Source organism: Psychroflexus sp. MES1-P1E (genome assembly GCF_002836055.1).
In the GTDB taxonomy this organism is placed as follows: domain Bacteria; phylum Bacteroidota; class Bacteroidia; order Flavobacteriales; family Flavobacteriaceae; genus Psychroflexus.
Window position 1 is genome coordinate 25,158 of the sequence record NZ_PJBS01000318.1, and the last position, 18,599, is coordinate 43,756.

19 protein-coding genes are annotated in these 18,599 nt (G+C 34.7%); 8 read left to right on the forward strand and 11 right to left on the reverse strand.

Annotated elements, in window-relative coordinates; genetic code table 11:
- Positions 1–2 precede the first annotated feature (2 nt).
- The gene (lepB, locus tag CXF67_RS13515) at positions 3–1,571 is read left to right on the forward strand and encodes a signal peptidase I (protein ID WP_102089227.1); all 1,569 of its coding nucleotides are present in this window, start codon (positions 3–5) and stop codon (positions 1,569–1,571) included.
- A 3-nt stretch (positions 1,572–1,574) separates the two neighbouring features.
- Entirely contained in the window at positions 1,575–2,213 is a 639-nt protein-coding gene (locus tag CXF67_RS13520; RefSeq protein WP_102089228.1) for a WbqC family protein, read from the forward strand.
- Here CXF67_RS13520 and CXF67_RS13525 read toward each other — a convergent pair.
- The 7 genes from CXF67_RS13525 to CXF67_RS13555 form a co-directional block, all read right to left on the reverse strand.
- Complete coding sequence (locus CXF67_RS13525; protein WP_102089229.1) at positions 2,197–3,228, reverse strand: endonuclease/exonuclease/phosphatase family protein; 1,032 nt, start codon at positions 3,226–3,228, stop codon at positions 2,197–2,199. The genes CXF67_RS13520 and CXF67_RS13525 overlap by 17 nt on opposite strands.
- A gap of 5 nt (positions 3,229–3,233) precedes the next feature.
- Positions 3,234–4,121 carry a rhomboid family intramembrane serine protease gene (locus CXF67_RS13530; RefSeq protein ID WP_102089230.1) on the reverse strand — a complete coding sequence of 296 codons (888 nt, stop codon included), beginning with the start codon at positions 4,119–4,121 and terminating at the stop codon, positions 3,234–3,236.
- A 1-nt stretch (position 4,122) separates the two neighbouring features.
- Positions 4,123–4,875, reverse strand: a complete 753-nt coding sequence (locus tag CXF67_RS13535; RefSeq protein ID WP_102089231.1) for a rhomboid family intramembrane serine protease — start codon at positions 4,873–4,875, stop codon at positions 4,123–4,125.
- The gene (mutL, locus tag CXF67_RS13540; protein WP_102089232.1) at positions 4,876–6,723 is read right to left on the reverse strand and encodes a DNA mismatch repair endonuclease MutL; all 1,848 of its coding nucleotides are present in this window, start codon (positions 6,721–6,723) and stop codon (positions 4,876–4,878) included.
- A gap of 3 nt (positions 6,724–6,726) precedes the next feature.
- Entirely contained in the window at positions 6,727–7,020 is a 294-nt protein-coding gene (locus CXF67_RS13545; RefSeq protein ID WP_102089233.1) for a hypothetical protein, read from the reverse strand.
- Between the two features lie 85 nt (positions 7,021–7,105).
- Positions 7,106–7,612: a 6,7-dimethyl-8-ribityllumazine synthase gene (ribH, locus tag CXF67_RS13550; protein WP_015025614.1), complete on the reverse strand. Its 507-nt coding sequence runs from the start codon at positions 7,610–7,612 to the stop codon at positions 7,106–7,108.
- A 1-nt stretch (position 7,613) separates the two neighbouring features.
- The gene (locus CXF67_RS13555; protein ID WP_102089234.1) at positions 7,614–8,381 is read right to left on the reverse strand and encodes a tetratricopeptide repeat protein; all 768 of its coding nucleotides are present in this window, start codon (positions 8,379–8,381) and stop codon (positions 7,614–7,616) included.
- A 144-nt stretch (positions 8,382–8,525) separates the two neighbouring features.
- Here CXF67_RS13555 and recF point away from each other — a divergent pair, with 144 nt between their 5' ends.
- The 5 genes from recF (at position 8,526) to CXF67_RS13580 (ending at position 12,431) form a co-directional block, all read left to right on the forward strand.
- The gene (recF, locus tag CXF67_RS13560) at positions 8,526–9,620 is read left to right on the forward strand and encodes a DNA replication/repair protein RecF (protein WP_102089235.1); all 1,095 of its coding nucleotides are present in this window, start codon (positions 8,526–8,528) and stop codon (positions 9,618–9,620) included.
- Positions 9,610–10,038 (forward strand): hypothetical protein, encoded by a 429-nt coding sequence (locus CXF67_RS13565; protein WP_102089236.1) that lies wholly within the window; start codon positions 9,610–9,612, stop codon positions 10,036–10,038. The genes recF and CXF67_RS13565 overlap by 11 nt, the downstream gene beginning before the upstream one ends.
- Complete coding sequence (locus CXF67_RS13570) at positions 10,028–10,327, forward strand: DciA family protein (protein ID WP_180957965.1); 300 nt, start codon at positions 10,028–10,030, stop codon at positions 10,325–10,327. Before CXF67_RS13565 ends, CXF67_RS13570 begins: the two co-directional genes overlap by 11 nt.
- 5 nt (positions 10,328–10,332) lie before the next feature.
- The gene (locus CXF67_RS13575; protein ID WP_102089238.1) at positions 10,333–11,544 is read left to right on the forward strand and encodes a bifunctional alpha/beta hydrolase/OsmC family protein; all 1,212 of its coding nucleotides are present in this window, start codon (positions 10,333–10,335) and stop codon (positions 11,542–11,544) included.
- An 80-nt stretch (positions 11,545–11,624) separates the two neighbouring features.
- On the forward strand, positions 11,625–12,431 hold the full coding sequence (locus CXF67_RS13580) for a hypothetical protein (protein ID WP_102089239.1): 807 nt from the start codon (positions 11,625–11,627) through the stop codon (positions 12,429–12,431).
- A 720-nt stretch (positions 12,432–13,151) separates the two neighbouring features.
- Here the strand turns inward: CXF67_RS13580 and hutH are convergent.
- From hutH to galE, 3 genes are read right to left on the reverse strand one after another with little or no spacing between them, the layout of a single operon-like run.
- Complete coding sequence (gene hutH / locus CXF67_RS13585; RefSeq protein ID WP_102089240.1) at positions 13,152–14,642, reverse strand: histidine ammonia-lyase; 1,491 nt, start codon at positions 14,640–14,642, stop codon at positions 13,152–13,154.
- A 50-nt stretch (positions 14,643–14,692) separates the two neighbouring features.
- On the reverse strand, positions 14,693–16,198 hold the full coding sequence (locus CXF67_RS13590; protein WP_102089241.1) for an NAD(P)H-hydrate dehydratase: 1,506 nt from the start codon (positions 16,196–16,198) through the stop codon (positions 14,693–14,695).
- A gap of 28 nt (positions 16,199–16,226) precedes the next feature.
- A complete protein-coding gene (gene galE / locus CXF67_RS13595) occupies positions 16,227–17,246 on the reverse strand; it encodes a UDP-glucose 4-epimerase GalE (RefSeq protein ID WP_102089242.1) in 1,020 nt (339 codons plus the stop codon).
- An 88-nt stretch (positions 17,247–17,334) separates the two neighbouring features.
- Between galE and CXF67_RS13600 the strand changes: the two genes are divergently transcribed.
- Positions 17,335–17,631 carry a DUF3817 domain-containing protein gene (locus tag CXF67_RS13600; RefSeq protein ID WP_102089243.1) on the forward strand — a complete coding sequence of 99 codons (297 nt, stop codon included), beginning with the start codon at positions 17,335–17,337 and terminating at the stop codon, positions 17,629–17,631.
- Position 17,632: 1 nt separating this feature from the next.
- Here CXF67_RS13600 and CXF67_RS13605 read toward each other — a convergent pair whose 3' ends face one another.
- Positions 17,633–18,025, reverse strand: a complete 393-nt coding sequence (locus CXF67_RS13605; RefSeq protein WP_102089244.1) for an acyl-CoA thioesterase — start codon at positions 18,023–18,025, stop codon at positions 17,633–17,635.
- Between the last annotated feature and the right edge of the window lie 574 nt (positions 18,026–18,599).

The window sequence follows — 18,599 nt, forward strand, 5'->3', positions numbered from 1 at the left end:
TTATGTCATTTTTTGATTTATTACTTTTTATTTTATTTATACAAGTCCTACACTTTTTAGGCACCTGGAAATTATACCAAAGTGCTGGTAGACATTGGTGGGAAGCTGCTATCCCCGTTTACAATGCAATTGTGCTTTTCAAAATCATAAATAGACCATGGTGGTGGGTTTTTCTTTTATTCGTTCCAATCGTTAACCTAATTATGTTTCCGGTTATTTGGATAGAAACTGCTAGAAGCTTTGGTAAGAACAAGACCACAGACACCATTCTTCAGATCTTCACTCTGGGACTTTATACCTACTATATAAATTATTTTACCTCACATACTTACATTGAAGATAGAAGTTTAAAAGCGAAGTCGAAATCGGGAGATTTTGTAAGTGCAATCCTCTTTGCTGTTGTGGCTGCAACCATAGTTCATACTTATATCATGCAACCCTTTACCATACCAACCTCCTCATTAGAAAAAACTTTGCTAGTTGGTGATTTTCTGTTTGTAAGTAAATTTCATTATGGTGCAAGAGTTCCACAGACAGCGATTTCGTTTCCTATGGTTCATGATACCATTCCTTTGGCTGGCGTAAAGTCATATACCAGAGACCCCCAATTACCTTATATGAGATTGCCAGGTTTTCAAAATGTTCAACGTAACGATATTGTAGTCTTCAACTGGCCTGTAGATACCGTGAGAATGTTTAGAGACAATTCTGGTAAGCATTACGACAAGCCTATAGATAAGAAGTCTAACTATGTAAAGAGAGCGGTAGCAGTCGCTGGGGATTCGCTAGAAATTATAGATGGTAAAATTTTGGTTAATAATACCCCTTTACAACTTTCAGAAAGAGCTAAACCACAATATTCATATTTAGTACAAGGTAAAGGTCAAGGCTTCAACATGAGAAGTCTGGTCGAAATATATGGTATAACAGATGGACTGCAATGGATTGACAGAGAGAGAGACCTGTATCAGGTTAAAGCGATTACTGAAAATAATTTAGCAAAATTTAAAAATCATCCCAATGTAAAATCGGTTCAACGCATTATTTCCCCAAAAGGAAAAGCTGATTATGGTATTTTTCCAAACAACGGAAAAGTAGATTGGAATAAAGACAACTTTGGCCCTATTTATATTCCTGAATCTGGTCGAACAGTACAACTGGATTTGGAGAGCTTTTCATTGTACAGAAGAATCATTGAAGTTTATGAAGGAGAAGAAATGGGAATCGAACAGAAATTGGAGGTAAAAGGCACTCAAATTTATCTTAATGGAAAACCTGAAGAGGAATACACCTTTAGACAAGATTACTATTGGATGATGGGAGATAATCGCCACAACAGTGAAGACAGTAGGTATTGGGGATATGTACCTCAAAATCACGTTGTTGGCAAGCCAGTTTTTATTTGGATGAGTCTAGACGGTAATGCAAGTAATTTAGTAGACAAAATAAGATGGGAACGTCTATTTACAACTGTAGGTGGCGAAGGAAAACCCACTTCCTATCTTGTATACTTCCTTATTGGTATTGTTTTAATAATAGGGTATAATTACTTTATTAAAAAGAAAAAATAAAAATTGAAACCTATACTACTACATCCTTGCTACTTTGGTCCTATCGATATGTATGCATCGCTAGTGCAAGCAGATTCTTTCGTTTTCGAAAAGGAGGATAATTATCAGAAACAGACTTATAGAACTCGACAGTACATCTATGGGGCCAATGGAGAACTCTTGTTGAATATCCCCATAAAACACAGAGAAAACAAAACAGATCTGCATCAAAAGTACAAAGACATCAGGATAGAAAATACCTTCAAATGGCAGCCCCTTCACTGGAAATCTTTGGAAGCAGCTTATAAAACTTCTCCTTTCTTTGAATTTTATGAAGATGAATTTGCACCTTTATTTGAAAAAAAAGCTAATTTCCTAATGGATTTCAATTTGATGGCAACACAAATAGTTTTTGAATGCTTACAGCTAGATTTTAGTTTTAAAATTACTGAAGAATTTAAACTAAAACCCGACGAATATGATGACCAAAGACATTTAGTCAGTTCAAAGCGAAAATCAGCAGCAAATCTTGAAGAGTACATTCAAGTTTTTCAAGCTAAATATGGCTATATCCCTAATTTAAGCATATTGGACTTATTGTTCAATACAGGTCCTTCAGCATTGGGATATCTAGACTCACAAACCCTTATTCAGAAAGATTAAAACTAGCCATTATTGGGTAATGGTCTGAAAGTTTAAGGCTATAATTTTTGAAGTTAGTATTTTGCAGACTCTTCTCATTAAAAATAACATCTATACGAAAGGGTAAAAAATCGAAATCGAATGTTTTTCCTAGCCCATATCCAGACTCCACAAAAGCATCTTTTAAATTGTGTTTCAATAACTGACTAGCCACGTAAGAAAACGCTGTGTTATTCATATCCATGCAAACAATTTTCGGTAGGCTCGTAGAAGAAAAGCTTTTCGACAGCAAACTTGCTTGTTCCTGTTGCTTTACAAAAGACTTTCCTACTCTATTTATCAATTGTTGGCGATCTTCTTTTCGCAATTCTTGGACATCAGAAATAATCTTTAAAGACTCTAAATGGACAGCATAAACCCGAAGCGTATCCTTTTTCACAACAATGTCTGCGTAAATGGCATTATTATGAGTATTTGGAAAATCTACAGAACCTCTATGGATAATTTTATATTTGCTAAAAATAGCAATCCCAACATTAGAGGATTTAGATTTATACTTTTCAAACACATAAGGATAAGAACTCATATCTAAATCATTTGCTTTATAATAATCTTGAAAAGCAATAATATCTGGAGTTTCAACTTTTATAAAATCTGAAATTTTTTTACCAACCTCAATTTTTTCAATCCAGTTATATAAGTTAAAAAGTCTGACATTATAACTCATAACTTTTAGAGAATTCTTAATCTCTGCTGAAGAGTTGTCATTAAAAACAATAATTTTGCTAAAATACGAGTAACCTCCCACTACTAGTAAGGCCGATACAAAAAAGTGCAATTTAAGTTTTAATAGCCAATAAAATGCAAAGCCAATATTGATAAGTATAAATATGGGCAAGCCCAAATTCAAAATAGATAAAAAGGCTGAGAATTTTGGTGGTACAAAAGGGAGAATATAAGCTATAAGCAAACAGATTGCAAAAAATACATTAAAAGCAAAACCTACCTTTTGAAAAAAACTGAGTGGTGACTTCATGACAGTTACATGTCTTTGCCAGCTTTAAATAGAAAATCTTTCTCTACTTTAGAGAGACTATCATAGCCGCTTTTACTTATTTTATCAAGAATTATATCAATTTTTACTTGCTTTTCTGAACGGTTCGAAGAATTTTTATCCGATTTCTTTGCAGATGTTTTATGAACCGTTTTCATGTTGCTCTTTCTCGCTTTGGGCACAAACAATTCTGCTAACCAGTTTGTAGTACTTTGTAACCAAGCCCCAATATCGTTACCCTTTTTAAGTTGAACAATATAAAGGTATCCAATAAAAGCTCCACCTAAATGAGCCAAATGTCCTCCCGGGTTTGATAAAGGGATCTGAACTACATCTAAAACTACTAAAAAAGCGGCTATCCACCATAATTTTAAATTGCCCAGAAAAAAAAGTCGCACTTGTAAGTTGGGAGCCTGAGTTGCTGTCGCTACAAGCGTAGCCATAACAGATGCAGAAGCACCGATAAGATAGGAACGCCCAGTACCGCTAAAAGCAGGTAAGAGGTTATAACTTAAAGCGTAGACTAGAGCTCCACAAATAGCTCCTAATAAATAGAGGTTCAGCATTCGCCTACCTGAAAAATAAGTAAGAAAAAATTTACCAGAAAAATACAGAATCAACATATTAGATAAAACATGGAATATCCCCGAATGCATGAAGGCATAAGTGATTATCGTCCAAGGTTTATAAGCATACTCTAGCAAGTCTTTAGGAAATACTAGCCATTCTATAAAAAAATCAGTGGGGATTTTAAATAAAAACCCAAGAGTTCTAAACACAAATGTGAGTATAAACAGAAGGACGTTCAATCCTATCAGTTTTTCTAAAGTATCAGCTGTAGTGTACTTATATTTTAATTTTTGCTTCCAATCCATATTAGTTCCATCTATTAGTATCAAATGAATTCTTTTTCCAGTACCACATAGTAATAAACCCGATAACCGCACCTCCAATATGAGCCCAATAAGCAGTATTAGATGGGCCTAACAAAGTAACACCTGTAACAGCAGAAAACAAATTCATCAAAAAATATCCACCTATTAAATATTTTGCCTTAATAGGAATAGGGATAAAAATTATAAATAAAGGTAAGTTAGGGTAAACAACAGCAAAGGCTGCTAAAATTCCAAAAATAGCTCCTGAAGCACCAACCATAGGAGTCAAATAATTACTGAAAAGCTGGTTGCTAAGTTCTTTTGGTATAGACGGATATACTCTATATTCTCCTGTGGATCTCACACTTTCAAATATTTTAGAAATCTCATCTGGACTTACATTTGCTTCAATATAGGCTTGATAAGCTTCATTAAAACCAATATAACTAAATAATATCTGAAGACCTGCCGCTCCAAGTCCAGCCGAGAAATAGATAAATATGAATTTACTCTGACCTAAGTATTCCTCCAATAAACTTCCAAACATATACAAAGCAAACATATTAAAAAGAATATGAGAAAAGCTGCCATGCATAAACATGTGCGTAATGATTTGCCAAATTTCAAAATTTGGGTTTTCGGGAAACCAAAGTGCGAAAATTTTATAGGCATAGTCACCTAAATAATTGGCTCCAAAGAAGAATAAAATATTGGCTATTAATAAAACTTTTACAGTGTCGGTAATCCTTCCCATTTACATAAATTTTTTATCGAAGTCTGATGCTGATTGTTTTACGAAAACTAAGCGATTTAAAGGAGTTAGCATTGGTTCTTTGCAAGAAAATAACAGATTTACAAGTTCTGTTTGCTCTTCTTTATGCAAAACAGCTCCGTTTTTAATAGCCATGCTTTGAGCTAGGGATTTAGCCAACCTATCTGTTTGGTCAAATCCGGAATCTGGAATATCACTCTCGAAATCTGACAGAAGTTGATCTAGTAAAATCGAAGTTTCGCTTTCGGGTAAACGATTAGGAATTCCATTTATTTTTACAAAGTCTTCTCCGAGTTCCGAAATTGAAAAGCCGGCATTGGTTAAAGACTCTTTTAAGGTTTTAAAAACACTTATCTCATTGGTGTCTAGCTGAAGTTTTAATGGAAATAACAACTGCTGACTTAAGGCTGGCTTGGCTGTAATGTTCCTTAGAAGCTCTTCGTACAAAATTCTGAAGTGCGCTCTGTGTTGATCTATAATAAGCATTTCAGATTTAGTTGAAGTAATGATATATTTTCTTTGAAATTGAAACGTCCCAGATGATTTATGATGAGTGTGTTCTCCTTGAAACAATGAGCCAGAGACTTGTTCACTATCTACCTCGATATTCAATAAATCATCATCCTGCCCTTCAAGATTTGTATAAAGCGCTTCCCAACTGGGATTGGAAGTGTTGCGTTTTGAAGATGGCAACTTAAATGTTGAGCTAAATTTATATTCAGCTTCAAAAGGATTAAAGTTCCGATCGACTACAACAGAAGGAATTTTAGCACCAAACTTATGTTGATCGTAGCCTGTTTCCATACTTGCATCCTTATTGAAGTCCAAGACTGGCGATACATTAAATTGACCAAGACTATGCTTCACACTACTTCTCAAAATTGAATAAATAGCGTGCTCATTATCGAATTTAACTTCTGTTTTTGTAGGATGAATATTTATATCTATAGACTCTGGATTTACCTGTAAATAGAGGAAGTAGGATGGATAAGCCCTCTCTTTTAATAAACCTTCAAAAGCACTAGAGACGGCATGGTGTAAATAAGGATGCTTTATAAATCTATCGTTAACAAAGAAAAACTGTTCTCCACGCGATTTCTTTGCAAACTCAGGCTTACCTACAAAACCATAAAGTTGAATTAAATCGGTTTCTTCTTTTACGGGAACTAATTTTTCATTCATTTTAGACCCCATCACTCCAACAATACGATGTCTGAAATTTGCTGCTGGTAAATTAAACAATTCACTATCGTTATGAATAAATTTAAAAGCAACAGACGGATGAACTAGGGCTACCCTTTGGAATTCATCGATGACGTGTTTATGTTCTACACTTGCCGATTTTAAAAAGTTACGTCGCGCAGGAATATTAAAAAAAAGATTTTTGACAGAAATAGAAGTACCTATTGGGGTAACACAAGGTTCCTGTTGAGTAATATGGCTACCTTCAACCATAAGATGAGTTCCAACCTCTTCGACTTCTGTTTTGGTTTTCATATCAACATGAGAAACTGCAGCTATTGAAGCTAATGCTTCTCCCCTAAAGCCTTTAGTGTGCAGATGGAATAAATCTTCAGCCGCTTTAATTTTTGAGGTGGCGTGACGTTCAAACGATAAACGAGCATCAGTATCGCTCATTCCCAAACCATTATCTACAACTTGGATAAGTGTCTTCCCTCCTTCTTTAATAATTAAAGACACTATAGTAGCATTAGCATCTACAGCGTTTTCCATAAGTTCTTTAACAACCGATGCTGGACGTTGTACTACTTCTCCTGCTGCGATTTGATTCGCAACATGGTCTGGTAATAACTGAATAATATTGCTCATGGATTACTGGAAAGAAAAAATTGAAAGATCAAAATCTATGATCCACAAAAATATGAATGTAAGGATTAAGACTATCAAGATCACGGTTCGATTTACCCCTCTGTTCCCTCTATTCCTTGAATCCTCACGAGCTTCAGCCCAATGAGAACCAAAGTCTATAGAATTATGGGTCTCTTTGTATTTGGAAAACTTAGAGTCAAACTTATAAGGATTACCAGTATCTTTTCCCTTGTAATAACGCGGGGTATAATTGTACCTTGAATTCTTTCTTAATTTAAGAGAGTTAAGTTTAAACATGTTATTTATCTAGAATCACAAAATTAGAGAAAATCAATGAATTCTTTAGACTTAAAAACTTAATTTAAGTCTAAAGAAAAAACAGCTAAGCTTTATAAAATTTTGCATCTTTTCTCAGTTGAGCCATTTTGATAGCAGCAATTGCGGCTTCCGTGCCTTTATTGCCATGAACTCCTCCAGATCGAGCTTCAGATTGAGCTCTCGTATTATCTGTCAATACACAAAAAATGACGGGGATGTCACCTTTCAAATTGAGATCCATGATCCCTTGAGTCAATCCTTGGCACACAAAATCAAAGTGCTTAGTTTCACCCTGAATCACGTTCCCAACAGCAACAATGGCATCGAGCATATCGAAACTTTCTTGCATTTTTTTACAGCCATAAGGAAGTTCAAAACTACCAGGAACATTCCACCTTACGATGTTGTCTTTAAGAACTCCAACATCTATGAGAGCATCAAATCCACCTTGAAATAGATTTTGAGTGATATCTTCATTCCATTCAGACACTACAAAGCCAATTTTCATGTCCTTGCAGTTCGGTAAAGATTCCTTATCGTAAACAGAAAGATTTTTTTCTGAAGTTGCCATATTACAAAGCTTCTGCTTGTCCTAAATAAATATCAGCATTTTTAGCTTCAACAGAGTTAGGATATTCATCCTTGATACGATTGAGGTATTTTTCTGCTTTTTCACCATCTTTTAGGCTAATTGCAGTAACCGCAGCTTTCATCAAAAACTTAGGAGTTGTGAAGTCATTAGTGCGAAGGTTTGCAGCAGCAATGAAATAATCTAGAGCTTCTTCTGGTTGGTCTAGTTGCAAGAAAGCATCGCCAATAGATCCCTTAGCAAGAGGCGTCAAGATTTCATCTCCAGCCTTAAATTTATCCAAATATTCAATTGCTTCTTGATAGTTTCCAATGTTAAGATGAGAGATTCCCGCATAATAATTGGATAGCTCACCAGATTTAGTACCGCTATAATTAGAAGAAATGTCTTCAAATCCAAATTTACCGTTACCCCCTTTTAAAGATCTCGTAAATAGAGAGTCTTGTTCTGCTCCTGAAGCTTCAATTGCGGAGTCGAAAAATTGCTGAGCTTGATTCATCTCATTTGCAGCTTCAACTTCATTAGGATCCTGAATAAATTTCTGATACCCGATAATGGCGAATATCACTATAGCTACAGCTATAATTACCCCAAAGATTGGTTTTTGGTATTTGGATAAAAACTCTTCAGTACTACTAGCGCCCTCATCTAAAGTATTAAATACTTCAGCAGTTGTCGATTCACTTTCGATCTGATTTTCGCGTTCAGCCTTGTTCTTTGGTTTGTAACCTCTTTTTCTATATGTTGCCATAATTGTGTTTAGTTCAGGTGGCAAAAATATAATTTTTATCCATATAGAATACACTATTTATTTGATATTTTTACATCTGAACATTTAGTGAATTCAAAAGAAAAATTACAACGAATTAAAGCTGCTAGAACTTGACTTGATCTTATGATTATCAAAAAACTATCTCTTATCAACTATAAAAATTTTGAACAATTGACGTTAGAATTTGATTCTAAAATTAATTGCTTTGTCGGTAAAAATGGCATTGGTAAAACAAATGTTTTAGATGCTATTTATCATTTAGCCTTTGGAAAAAGTTACTTCAACCCAGTAACAAGCCAAAATATTAAGCATGAAGAAGAGTTTTTTATGCTTGAAGGAGAATTTTTAAATGGAGAAAAGGAAGAGAGAATTATCACTTCTTTTAAAAGAGGCCATGGGAAATTAATAAAGCGCAACGGAAAGGAATATGAAAAAATAAGTGATCACATAGGTACCATCCCTTTGGTGATTATATCCCCAACAGATCGCGACCTTATTGTTGAGGGAAGCGAAACCCGAAGAAAATTTATGGATGGTGTCATTGCTCAAGGTGACAAATTATATCTAAACACCCTACTGAAGTACAACAAAATTGTATCTCAAAGAAATGCACTGCTTAAGTATTTTGCTGTCAATAGAACGTTTGATGAAACCAGTTTGGAAGTTTACGATGACCAAATCATTGAATTTGGCGAAATCATTTTCGAAAAACGTCAACAATTCATCAAGGAGTTCAAGCCTATCCTGAAGAAAAGGTATCAGGAAATTAGCAACTCTAGAGAAGACATCAGTTTAACCTACAAGAGCCAGTTTAATAATGGTGAGTCCTTTAAGGATGTACTAAATTCCGGGTTAAAAACAGATTTGCAACGTCAATTTTCAAATTTTGGAACCCATAAAGATGATTTGATTTTTAAAATTAAATCACATTCTGTTAAGAAATTTGGGTCTCAAGGCCAGCAAAAATCTTACCTTGTTGCTTTAAAGTTTGCTCAGTATGATTTTTTAAAATCTCATTATGGTGTAAAACCGATTTTGCTTTTAGATGATATATTCGATAAATTAGATGAAGATCGTGTTTCTAAAATAGTAAAAATGGTCACCGATACAGAGCTTGGACAAATGTGTATCAGTGACACCCACCCTGAAAGAACTGAGAGCGTTGTAAAAAAGAATACCAATCACTACAAAATGATAAATCTTGAATATGAAGTCTAGTCTATTAGTAGTATGCTTTTGTTGTATGATATCTTGCAACACAAAACCCTCCTTAGAAGACGTTCATTATCTCAATGGCTTTTGGGAAATTGAAAAGGCCGAAACCCCGTATGAAACAAAATCGTATAAGATAAATCTAATGGTGGATTATATCCAAGTAGAAAACAGTGAAGGATTTAGAAAAAAAATGCAACCGAGTTTACTGGGCAATTATAAATCCTCTCAAAATCGTGAAAACTTTACAATTCACAACACAGGTGATAGTCTAGTCTTGATTTACGAAAATCAATACAACACTTGGACTGAGACACTATTGAGCATTGAAAAAGATAAGTTTATAGTGAAAAATGATGAGGATTTTACATACACTTACAAGCGACATAAAAATTCGGAAATTAACCTTGATGATGAAGAATAAAAGAGCTAGTGAAGAACAGTCTATGAAAGATTTAATGGACATTTTTAAACAAAAACACAAATTGAACCCTGGATTGGACAAGGTCGATGTCGAAAAAGCATGGATGAATGAACTAGGTCCAGCTATGAAAAATTATACAGACACTATTCGTTTTAAGAACAACATCCTTACGGTTCACTTATCGTCTTCTACTCTAAGAGAGGAATTAAGTTACGGAAAAGCTAAAATTATTAAACGATTGAATGAAAGTTTAGGGAGAGAACTTATTCAAAAAATAATTCTAAGATAAAGTATATGAAGTCTCAAAAAGTTACTTTTAAAAATGATAAAGGAGAAGAGCTCAAAGGTCAATTGGTTTTACCAAAAACTCAGGATCCCAAGGTTTACGCCATTTTTGCGCATTGTTTTACCTGTGGAAAAAATCTGAAGGTCATAAAACAAATCTCATCAGCTCTTACTAATCTAGGGATTGGTGTTTTAAGCTTCGACTTTACTGGCTTAGGACAGAGTGAAGGAGACTTTGCCAATACCAATTTTTCTCATGACGTAGAAGACTTGATTCATGCTTCTCAATTTTTGGAAGAAAATTATACTGCCCCTTCGCTATTGATAGGTCACTCTTTAGGGGGTACTGCTGCTCTATTTGCAGCTAAAAAACTCAAAAACATTAAAGCTATTGTAACTATAGCAAGTCCATCACAACCCTCTCACGTTGAAAATTTAATTAAAAGCAGTGTTGAGGAAATTGAAAAAAACAATGAAGCATTAGTAAATATAGGTGGTAGAGATTTTACGATTAAAAAGCAATTTTTAGAAGATATTAAGGCTAACGATACCAAAGATTTCTTAGGCGATTTGAAAAAGCCGCTGTTAGTGATGCATTCTCCGTTAGATAAAATTGTTAACATTAAAAATGCAGAAGAACTTTACCAATGGGCACATCATCCTAAAAGTTTTATAAGTCTCGATCAAGCAGATCATCTTTTAAACGAGAATATCGATGCTCGTTATCTAGGTAATTTAATAGGAAATTGGGCGGCAGCCTATTTAAATCTTCAGGAAGAAGACAACCCCGCTTTAAAATCTAAAAGTCAATCGTCTGCCGTCTTAAAGTTGAAAGATAAGTTTAGCACGCATTTAAAAATTGGTGACTACGGCTTTATTGGAGATGAACCTATTGACCATGGTGGTAATAATTATGGTCCCACCCCTTACGATTTCTTAACCGCTGCACTTGCAGAATGCACTGCTATGACACTTCATGTTTTTGCTAAACATAAAAAGTGGGATTTGCAGGAAGTTAAAGTTCACGTCGACTATGAGAAAAAGAAAGTTAAGCAGAAAGAGGGGAATACAATCCAACAAGATGTTATAACCAAGAAAATTGAAATTTTAGGAAATTTAGATGAATCCCAAGTGAAGCGATTGGTTGAGATTGGAGATAGATGCCCAATTCATAAGACGTTACACTCTGACGTCCAAATATCTTCTGAACTCATCTCGTAAAACTTGTGTTAAGGTAATCCCTGATTTTGAGTGGCTTTGCTTAAAGCTGTACATTTACGATAAATTTAAATAAAATAATTATGAAAAAGATAAGTTTGTTAACATTAACCTTAAGCTTACTTGTGCTTGTTGGTTGTAACGAAACTAAGAATAAAGACGATAAAAAAGAAGAGGTGGAAGCTGTTGGTGTTACAGACTCAATTGTAACTCTAACTCCTTTGGAGGGGTCTCCAGAGTACACTGAAGCTACGCTAACTCACCCAGGAGGTGATGTTATGGAGGTACCTGCAGGATCTGTAGATTTTAATTTTGCAGTAGAAAATTACGAGCTAGGTACACAAACTGCTAATGCAGGAAAAAATGGATTAGCAAATTCTGGTAAGGGTCAACATATTCATTTTATACTTGACAATGGACCCTATTCTGCCCATTACGAAAGTGATTTTAGTAAAGATATAGAAGTAGGTGATCACGTGTTATTAGCTTTTTTGTCAAGATCTTACCACGAGGCTGTGAAAAATCCAACCTCTTTTATTGTTAAGAAAATAAGAGTGGGTGATCCTTCTGAAGATCAACAAATGGATGTTGATTTTTCTGCTGAACATATGTTTTACAGCAGACCAAAGGGAACTTACTCTGGAAAGGATACTGAAAAAGTACTTTTAGACTTCTTTTTAGTTGGGACTAAAATAAGTCCTGATAGCAACAAAGTAAAAGCTGTTATTAATGATGGAGAAGAATTTTTGTTGACAGAATGGAAACCACAAGTTATTGAAGGATTACCAATGGGAAAGAATAAAATACAATTGACATTAGTCGATAAAGATCTTAAACCTATTCCTGGTCCGTTTAATACCGTTACACGAACTATTACTTTAGAGAAGTAAAAAACCTTTCGATTATACCATATTAAAAGAGCCATGCTGAATAGCATGGCTCTTTTTGTTTGTACTTTTTCTTAAATTTCTGACTCAACAATATATTATACCAGTTAAGCATTCAAATTACCCGTAAAATCAGTTTCTTTTTCACTTATTAATCGTCATAAAATAGAACCGTAACTATTGCTATGCCTATATTTTCTTCCTCAACTAAGCAAAAAACCTATACTGAGCTACGTCGTAGTATAATTCAAATTTTTAATATAACATTTAAAAACTAAATTGGTATAAATACTCAGCTCATCCTTAGTAGGTAAATTTCCATCAGATGTCAATATCGATTTAGGTTGAAAAGCTGAAGTTGTACTCAGAGAGCTCTTCCTTGTTGATGAGAACATTCCGCCAGACATGTAGAGTTTTCATAAGTTATGAGTCTCTCATTCTGTTTCAATCAAAACCACATACACTTCCCTTAGAGGATTTAAGCGATCCGGAGAGATTGAGTTTTCAACTTTAAGATCGACTTTGAAGTTTTCATTAGCATCCCCATTTTACTTGAGCATTAACGTCTGCAGCAGGTGCAACTTTTGAAATTTAAAAAATTACTTTTGTAGTGCGAGACAAAACAACAAGTTTGAGAACAGCTGCTAGAAAAAGTAATAGTTTACTTAGCGTAAAAGTCAGTTTAAAATTCGATACAAATTCAAGATTAAGCTAGAGCTTAGTTTATATTTTATGATTTCTTAAGAAGAGTATTGCTTCTTGAATTTCGGTAGACATAATTTTATCTTCTCTAACGATGGGTACTTTGCTTCTAAAATGAGATAACAACTCCATTACTAAAGGAGAACTAGGTAAAGGAGCCCTAAAATACATAGCTTGTGAAGCATTGAATAATTCTATAGCCAAAATACGTTCGACGTTATCTACCACTTTTGAAAGTTTGGTTACAGCATTTGCTCCCATACTTACGTGATCTTCTTGGCCATTTGATGAAACAATAGAATCTACGCTTGCAGGTGTGCACAACTGCTTGTTCTGGCTAGCTATACTTGCCGCTGTATATTGTGGAATCATAAAACCACTATTGAGACCAGGAGAGTTTATAAGGAAAGTCGGCAAGCCTCTTTGGCCAGAAACCAATTGATAAATACGTCTTTCTGAAATATTACCAATTTCACTCATGGCTATAGCCATAAAATCGGCGGATATTGCCATGGGTTGACCGTGAAAATTACCTCCAGAAATGATTTTATCGTCCTCTACAAAAACGTTAGGATTGTCCGTTACACTATTAATTTCGGTTAAAAGAGTTTGTTCAACATAGCGAAGGGCATCTCGGCTAGCGCCGTGGACTTGTGGTACACAACGAAATGAATACGGATCCTGCACATTTTGCTTATAATTTTTAGCGATTTCACTATCCTTTAAAATCCTGCGAATGTTACTCGCTGTTTCTATCTGTCCTTTATGAGGCCTTAACTGATGAACTAAATCGTCATATGGTGACATATTACAGTCGAAAGCATCTATAGAAATAGAAGCAATAGTGTCTGCCCACTTCAGTAATTTATTCGTTTTCAAAACATTATACAAAAGGTGAGCACTCATAAATTGAGTCCCGTTAAGCAAAGCTAAACCCTCTTTAGAGTGAAGAACTAAAGGTTTCCAGCCGAAATGGTGTTCTAATTTAGAGGAAGCCGAGACTTCACCATTTATAGAGACTTCACCTTTTCCTATTAATGGTAATGAAATATGAGCCAATGGAGCTAAGTCTCCAGATGCTCCAAGGGATCCTTGCTCATAGATAAGGGGATAAACTCCTTCATTAAAAAAATCTATAAGCCTTTGAACAAGGTCAACAGTTACACCAGAATATCCGTAACTCAAAGATTGTATCTTAAGAAGTAGCATCAATTGCACTATTTCATCCTTTACCCTATCACCCGTACCACAGGCGTGGGACATGACCAGATTTTCTTGTAAAGACGTTAACTTATCATCATCTATTTTGATGTTACAAAGCGATCCAAAGCCAGTGTTTACGCCATAAATTGGAGCCGTATTTTCTTTCTGTTTAGCATTGAGATAGTGACGAGCTTTATTGATTTTGAAGACAGCTTCTTCACTTAAGGCTAATTTGTAGTTATTATCAATAATAGTTTCAATTTGAAATAAACTTAAAACACAAGTATCGATATAGTGGGTATTCTGCATGTTATTATCTTTAATTTCAAAGATAACATTTATTAAATTTTAAGTCTTGTTTAGTTTTTAAGATTTAGGAAGGAGTGACCAAGTTGGTCTATCAAGTCTGAAGCGATTAAACTTTCCTCAGACATCAACTTCAATGCTAGATCTCCTGCAAGACCATGAAGGAACATTCCTAAAATTGCAGATTCCATACTGGAATACTTTTGAGCTAATAGTCCTGTGATCAATCCTGTGAGAACATCTCCACTTCCTGCTGTCGCCATCCCAGAATTACCCGTAGAATTTACATGAATTTGATCTTTATAAACACAAAGACTAAAAGCCTCTTTGGCTAATACAATTACGTTTAATTTCTTAGAAAAAGACTTGATTTTTTTAAGCTTATCAAAGTCATCTTTCCATTCGCCTATTAGTCGTTTCAACTCTCCAGGATGTGGCGTGAGGATAGATTTCTTCGGAATGAAATCCAACAAACTTTTATGATTGGCTATTAAATTTAAGGCATCTGCATCTATAACCAGTGGTGATTTTGAATTTACCAACCAACTTTTTAAAGCTTCAAAAGCTTTGGTTGATGTTCCTATTCCAACTCCAATACCAACAGAATCAGGTTCAAACTCTAAAGATTGATAAGAAATAAAATTTGATGAAGGGTTTTCAATCAACATAACTTCTGGTTGCTGTTGAATCATCGTTAGATGAGCCTTATTAGGCATCATAACACTTGTTTTTCCTACACCAGATCGCATACATGATTTTGCTGCCAAAATAATACTTCCCAACATAAGATGGCTACCCCCTACCAAAACGGCATGGCCATATGTTCCTTTATGTGAAAACCTGGACCTTAAGCGATAGAGTTTTTTAGCCGCTTTTGAATCTACATAAGTCAAGTTGGAGGATAAGGAATTTAAAAACTCTTTGTCAAGACCAATATCGATTATGTCTAGATGCCCTACTGAATTTGAATAATCAGGTAAGAAAAGAGATAATTTTGGAGTTTGAAAGGTATACGTAAAGTCAGATTGAAAGACCTGCTCGTTTGCTGTGGGAATTCTATCCAAAAACATCCCACTGGGAACATCTATAGAGATAGACAACGGCGACACTGAATTGATATACTGAATTAAATCTTGAACAAAATCGGGCATTGACCGATTTAGACCGACACCAAAAATCGCATCTATAACAACATCTTCGGAAGTGATTTTAGATAATTTGCTAGCTGTATTGAAGTCTGTGATCTTAACCTTAGCGTCTTTTAATCGATGTAAATTACGCTGATTATCTTCTGATCTTTTTTCTGTAAAGTTGACTAAAACAACTTCAACATCGACTCCCTCTAAAATCAGAAAATTGGCAATAGCTAGACCATCACCACCATTGTTACCAGGACCGGCTAGAATATAAACTTTGCAAGGAGGTTTAGGTAAAATTGATTTTAAACGCATAAAAGCCAATCTTGAAGCACGTTCCATCAAATCCCATGAGCTTATGTTTTGCCGATCAATACTAAATTGGTCAAGTTCTGCCAATTGGGAAGCACCTAAAATCTTCATAGCCTAAATTATATCATTGCAATACTCTTTATTTTTCAGTCAGACTCTTTTCCCAAGCCCAAGCATCTTTTAAGGCTTGTTCAAGTGATCGTTTAGCTTTCCATCCCATTATTTTGTTTGCTTTTTCTGTATCGGCATAAGCTGCAACAACATCTCCTGCGCGTCTATCTACTATGGAATAGTTCAACTTTTCTCCGGAAGCGTTTTCAAAAGCATTGACGACTTCAAGCACAGAAGAGCCTATGCCCGTTCCAAGATTAAAAATCTCAAAATTAGTGTCGGTTTTTGAAGACATCAATCGTTCTAAAGCAACCACATGAGCTTCAGCAAGGTCCATCACATGAATATAATCTCTTATACAAGTTCCATCATTTGTGGGATAGTCGTCGCCAAAAACAGATAAATGATCTCGCATGCCTATAGCTGTCTGAGTGATGTAAGGAACAAGATTTTGAGGGGTTCCTAGAGGTAATTCCCCTATTTCTGCTGAAGGATGAGCTCCTATAGGATTAAAATACCTCAAGGAAATCGCTTTGAGTTTACCAAAGGCTTTACACGTATCTAAAATAATTTCCTCCCCGATTTGTTTGGTATTACCATAGGGAGAAATAGCTGACTTAATGGAAGCATCTTCAGAAATTGGCAGTTGGTCTGCTTCACCATAAACAGTACAAGAAGAACTGAAAATAATATTTTGATGGGGAAGTTTTACAATGTTCTGCAACAAATACGTAAGTGCTGCTAAATTATTTTCATAATATAAAAGAGGATTTTTAACACTCTCCCCTACTGCTTTAGAAGCAGCAAAATGAATAACTCCACTGATATCTTGATGGGATTTAAAAAACTCATTGACATCTAATTTATCCCTTAGATCCAGTTTATGAAAATCTGGTGTTATTGAAGTGATATTTGTAATCCCCTCAATAACTTTCAGAGAAGAGTTGGATAGATTATCTATTACGACAACTTCATATCCTTTATTTTGGAGGGCTACAACGGTATGTGAACCTATAAAACCCAATCCACCAGTCACTAGAATTTTCATTAGTTAATTTTATTAAAATTGAAGTGCAAATTACAAAAAATTCGAGCTTAAGGATTTTGAAACTATTATTTTTACAAAAAAAATAGGTATGACCACAGATAATCTCAGCATTCAACTTTTTAGATGGATAAGCACCTTAGAAGCCATTTCCTTTTTAGTACTCTTATTCATAGCTATGCCCCTAAAATATATCTGGGAAATACCTGAATACGTAAGGATTATCGGCATGGCTCATGGTATACTATTCATCCTTTATTTGCTTGGTGGGTTCTGGATGTTCAAAAAACTCAACTGGTCTGTAAAGACGCTTTTTATTGTATTCCTAAGCTCAGTTTTACCCTTTGGACCATTCGTTGTTGAACGAAGATATCTTCCAAAATCCTAAATCAGCTATCTCCTAATCTGTCTTTTACAAATTCAACTTTGGTTTTTCCATGGGGCTTCGTATTCCCCTCTTTATCAAGACTTACCATTACTATTTTATCGATTTTTATAATGGTTTGCCTAGTCATTTTATTCCTAACCTCACATTTGAGAGCAAGGGAAGCGTTTCCAAATTTCACCACTTCAATACCAATTTCAATAATATCACCTTGAGTCGCAGAGCTTTTAAAATCAATTTCACTCATGTATTTGGTTACCGTGTTTTGATTTTCCAATTGTATGATAGAATATAAAGCAGCCTCCTCATCTATCCAAGCTAAAAGTTTTCCGCCAAATAAAGTTCCATTAGGGTTAAGGTCTTCAGGTTTTATCCACTTTCTGGTATGAAATCGCATAGACTTAAATTTTGTGTTTTGATTTTTTAATATTATCAAAAAGATCGAATGCTAAATTAGATATTTTTTTTGAGACATATCCATTCAGATTTTTGGCAACGTCATTACCTTCTTCTCTCGAAGGTCTTTCTAAAATTACACCAAATTTAAAAAAAATTCTACTGCTAGAATCTCTTTTAGGATTATCAAAATAATCGATAGATTAAAAGGTCTATTCGTCTTGATAAACCCGTTTCTTTTTTCAATTTACATTGACGTGCTCTTTTCACTATTCCGTTATCCTTTACAAATCCAATAGACGGTAAATAATAATTTTGAAATAGAAGATTTTTCACCCAGTAATTTAAGGACGAAAGCACAGTAATTGCTGTTATTCAAAAAAATCAAGAAATGAACATGTTTTTTCTAATATAAGCAATATAGAATTGACATTGGTATATGTAAAACAGGTCCGTTTGTTAACAAACAAGTTCTGAACGCCACATAATTCTGATGTCAATTACAATTTATAAGTTCATTAGAAACCTTGCAGATGTATTAAGTTTTCACTTTGAATAAACACAACATACATCCA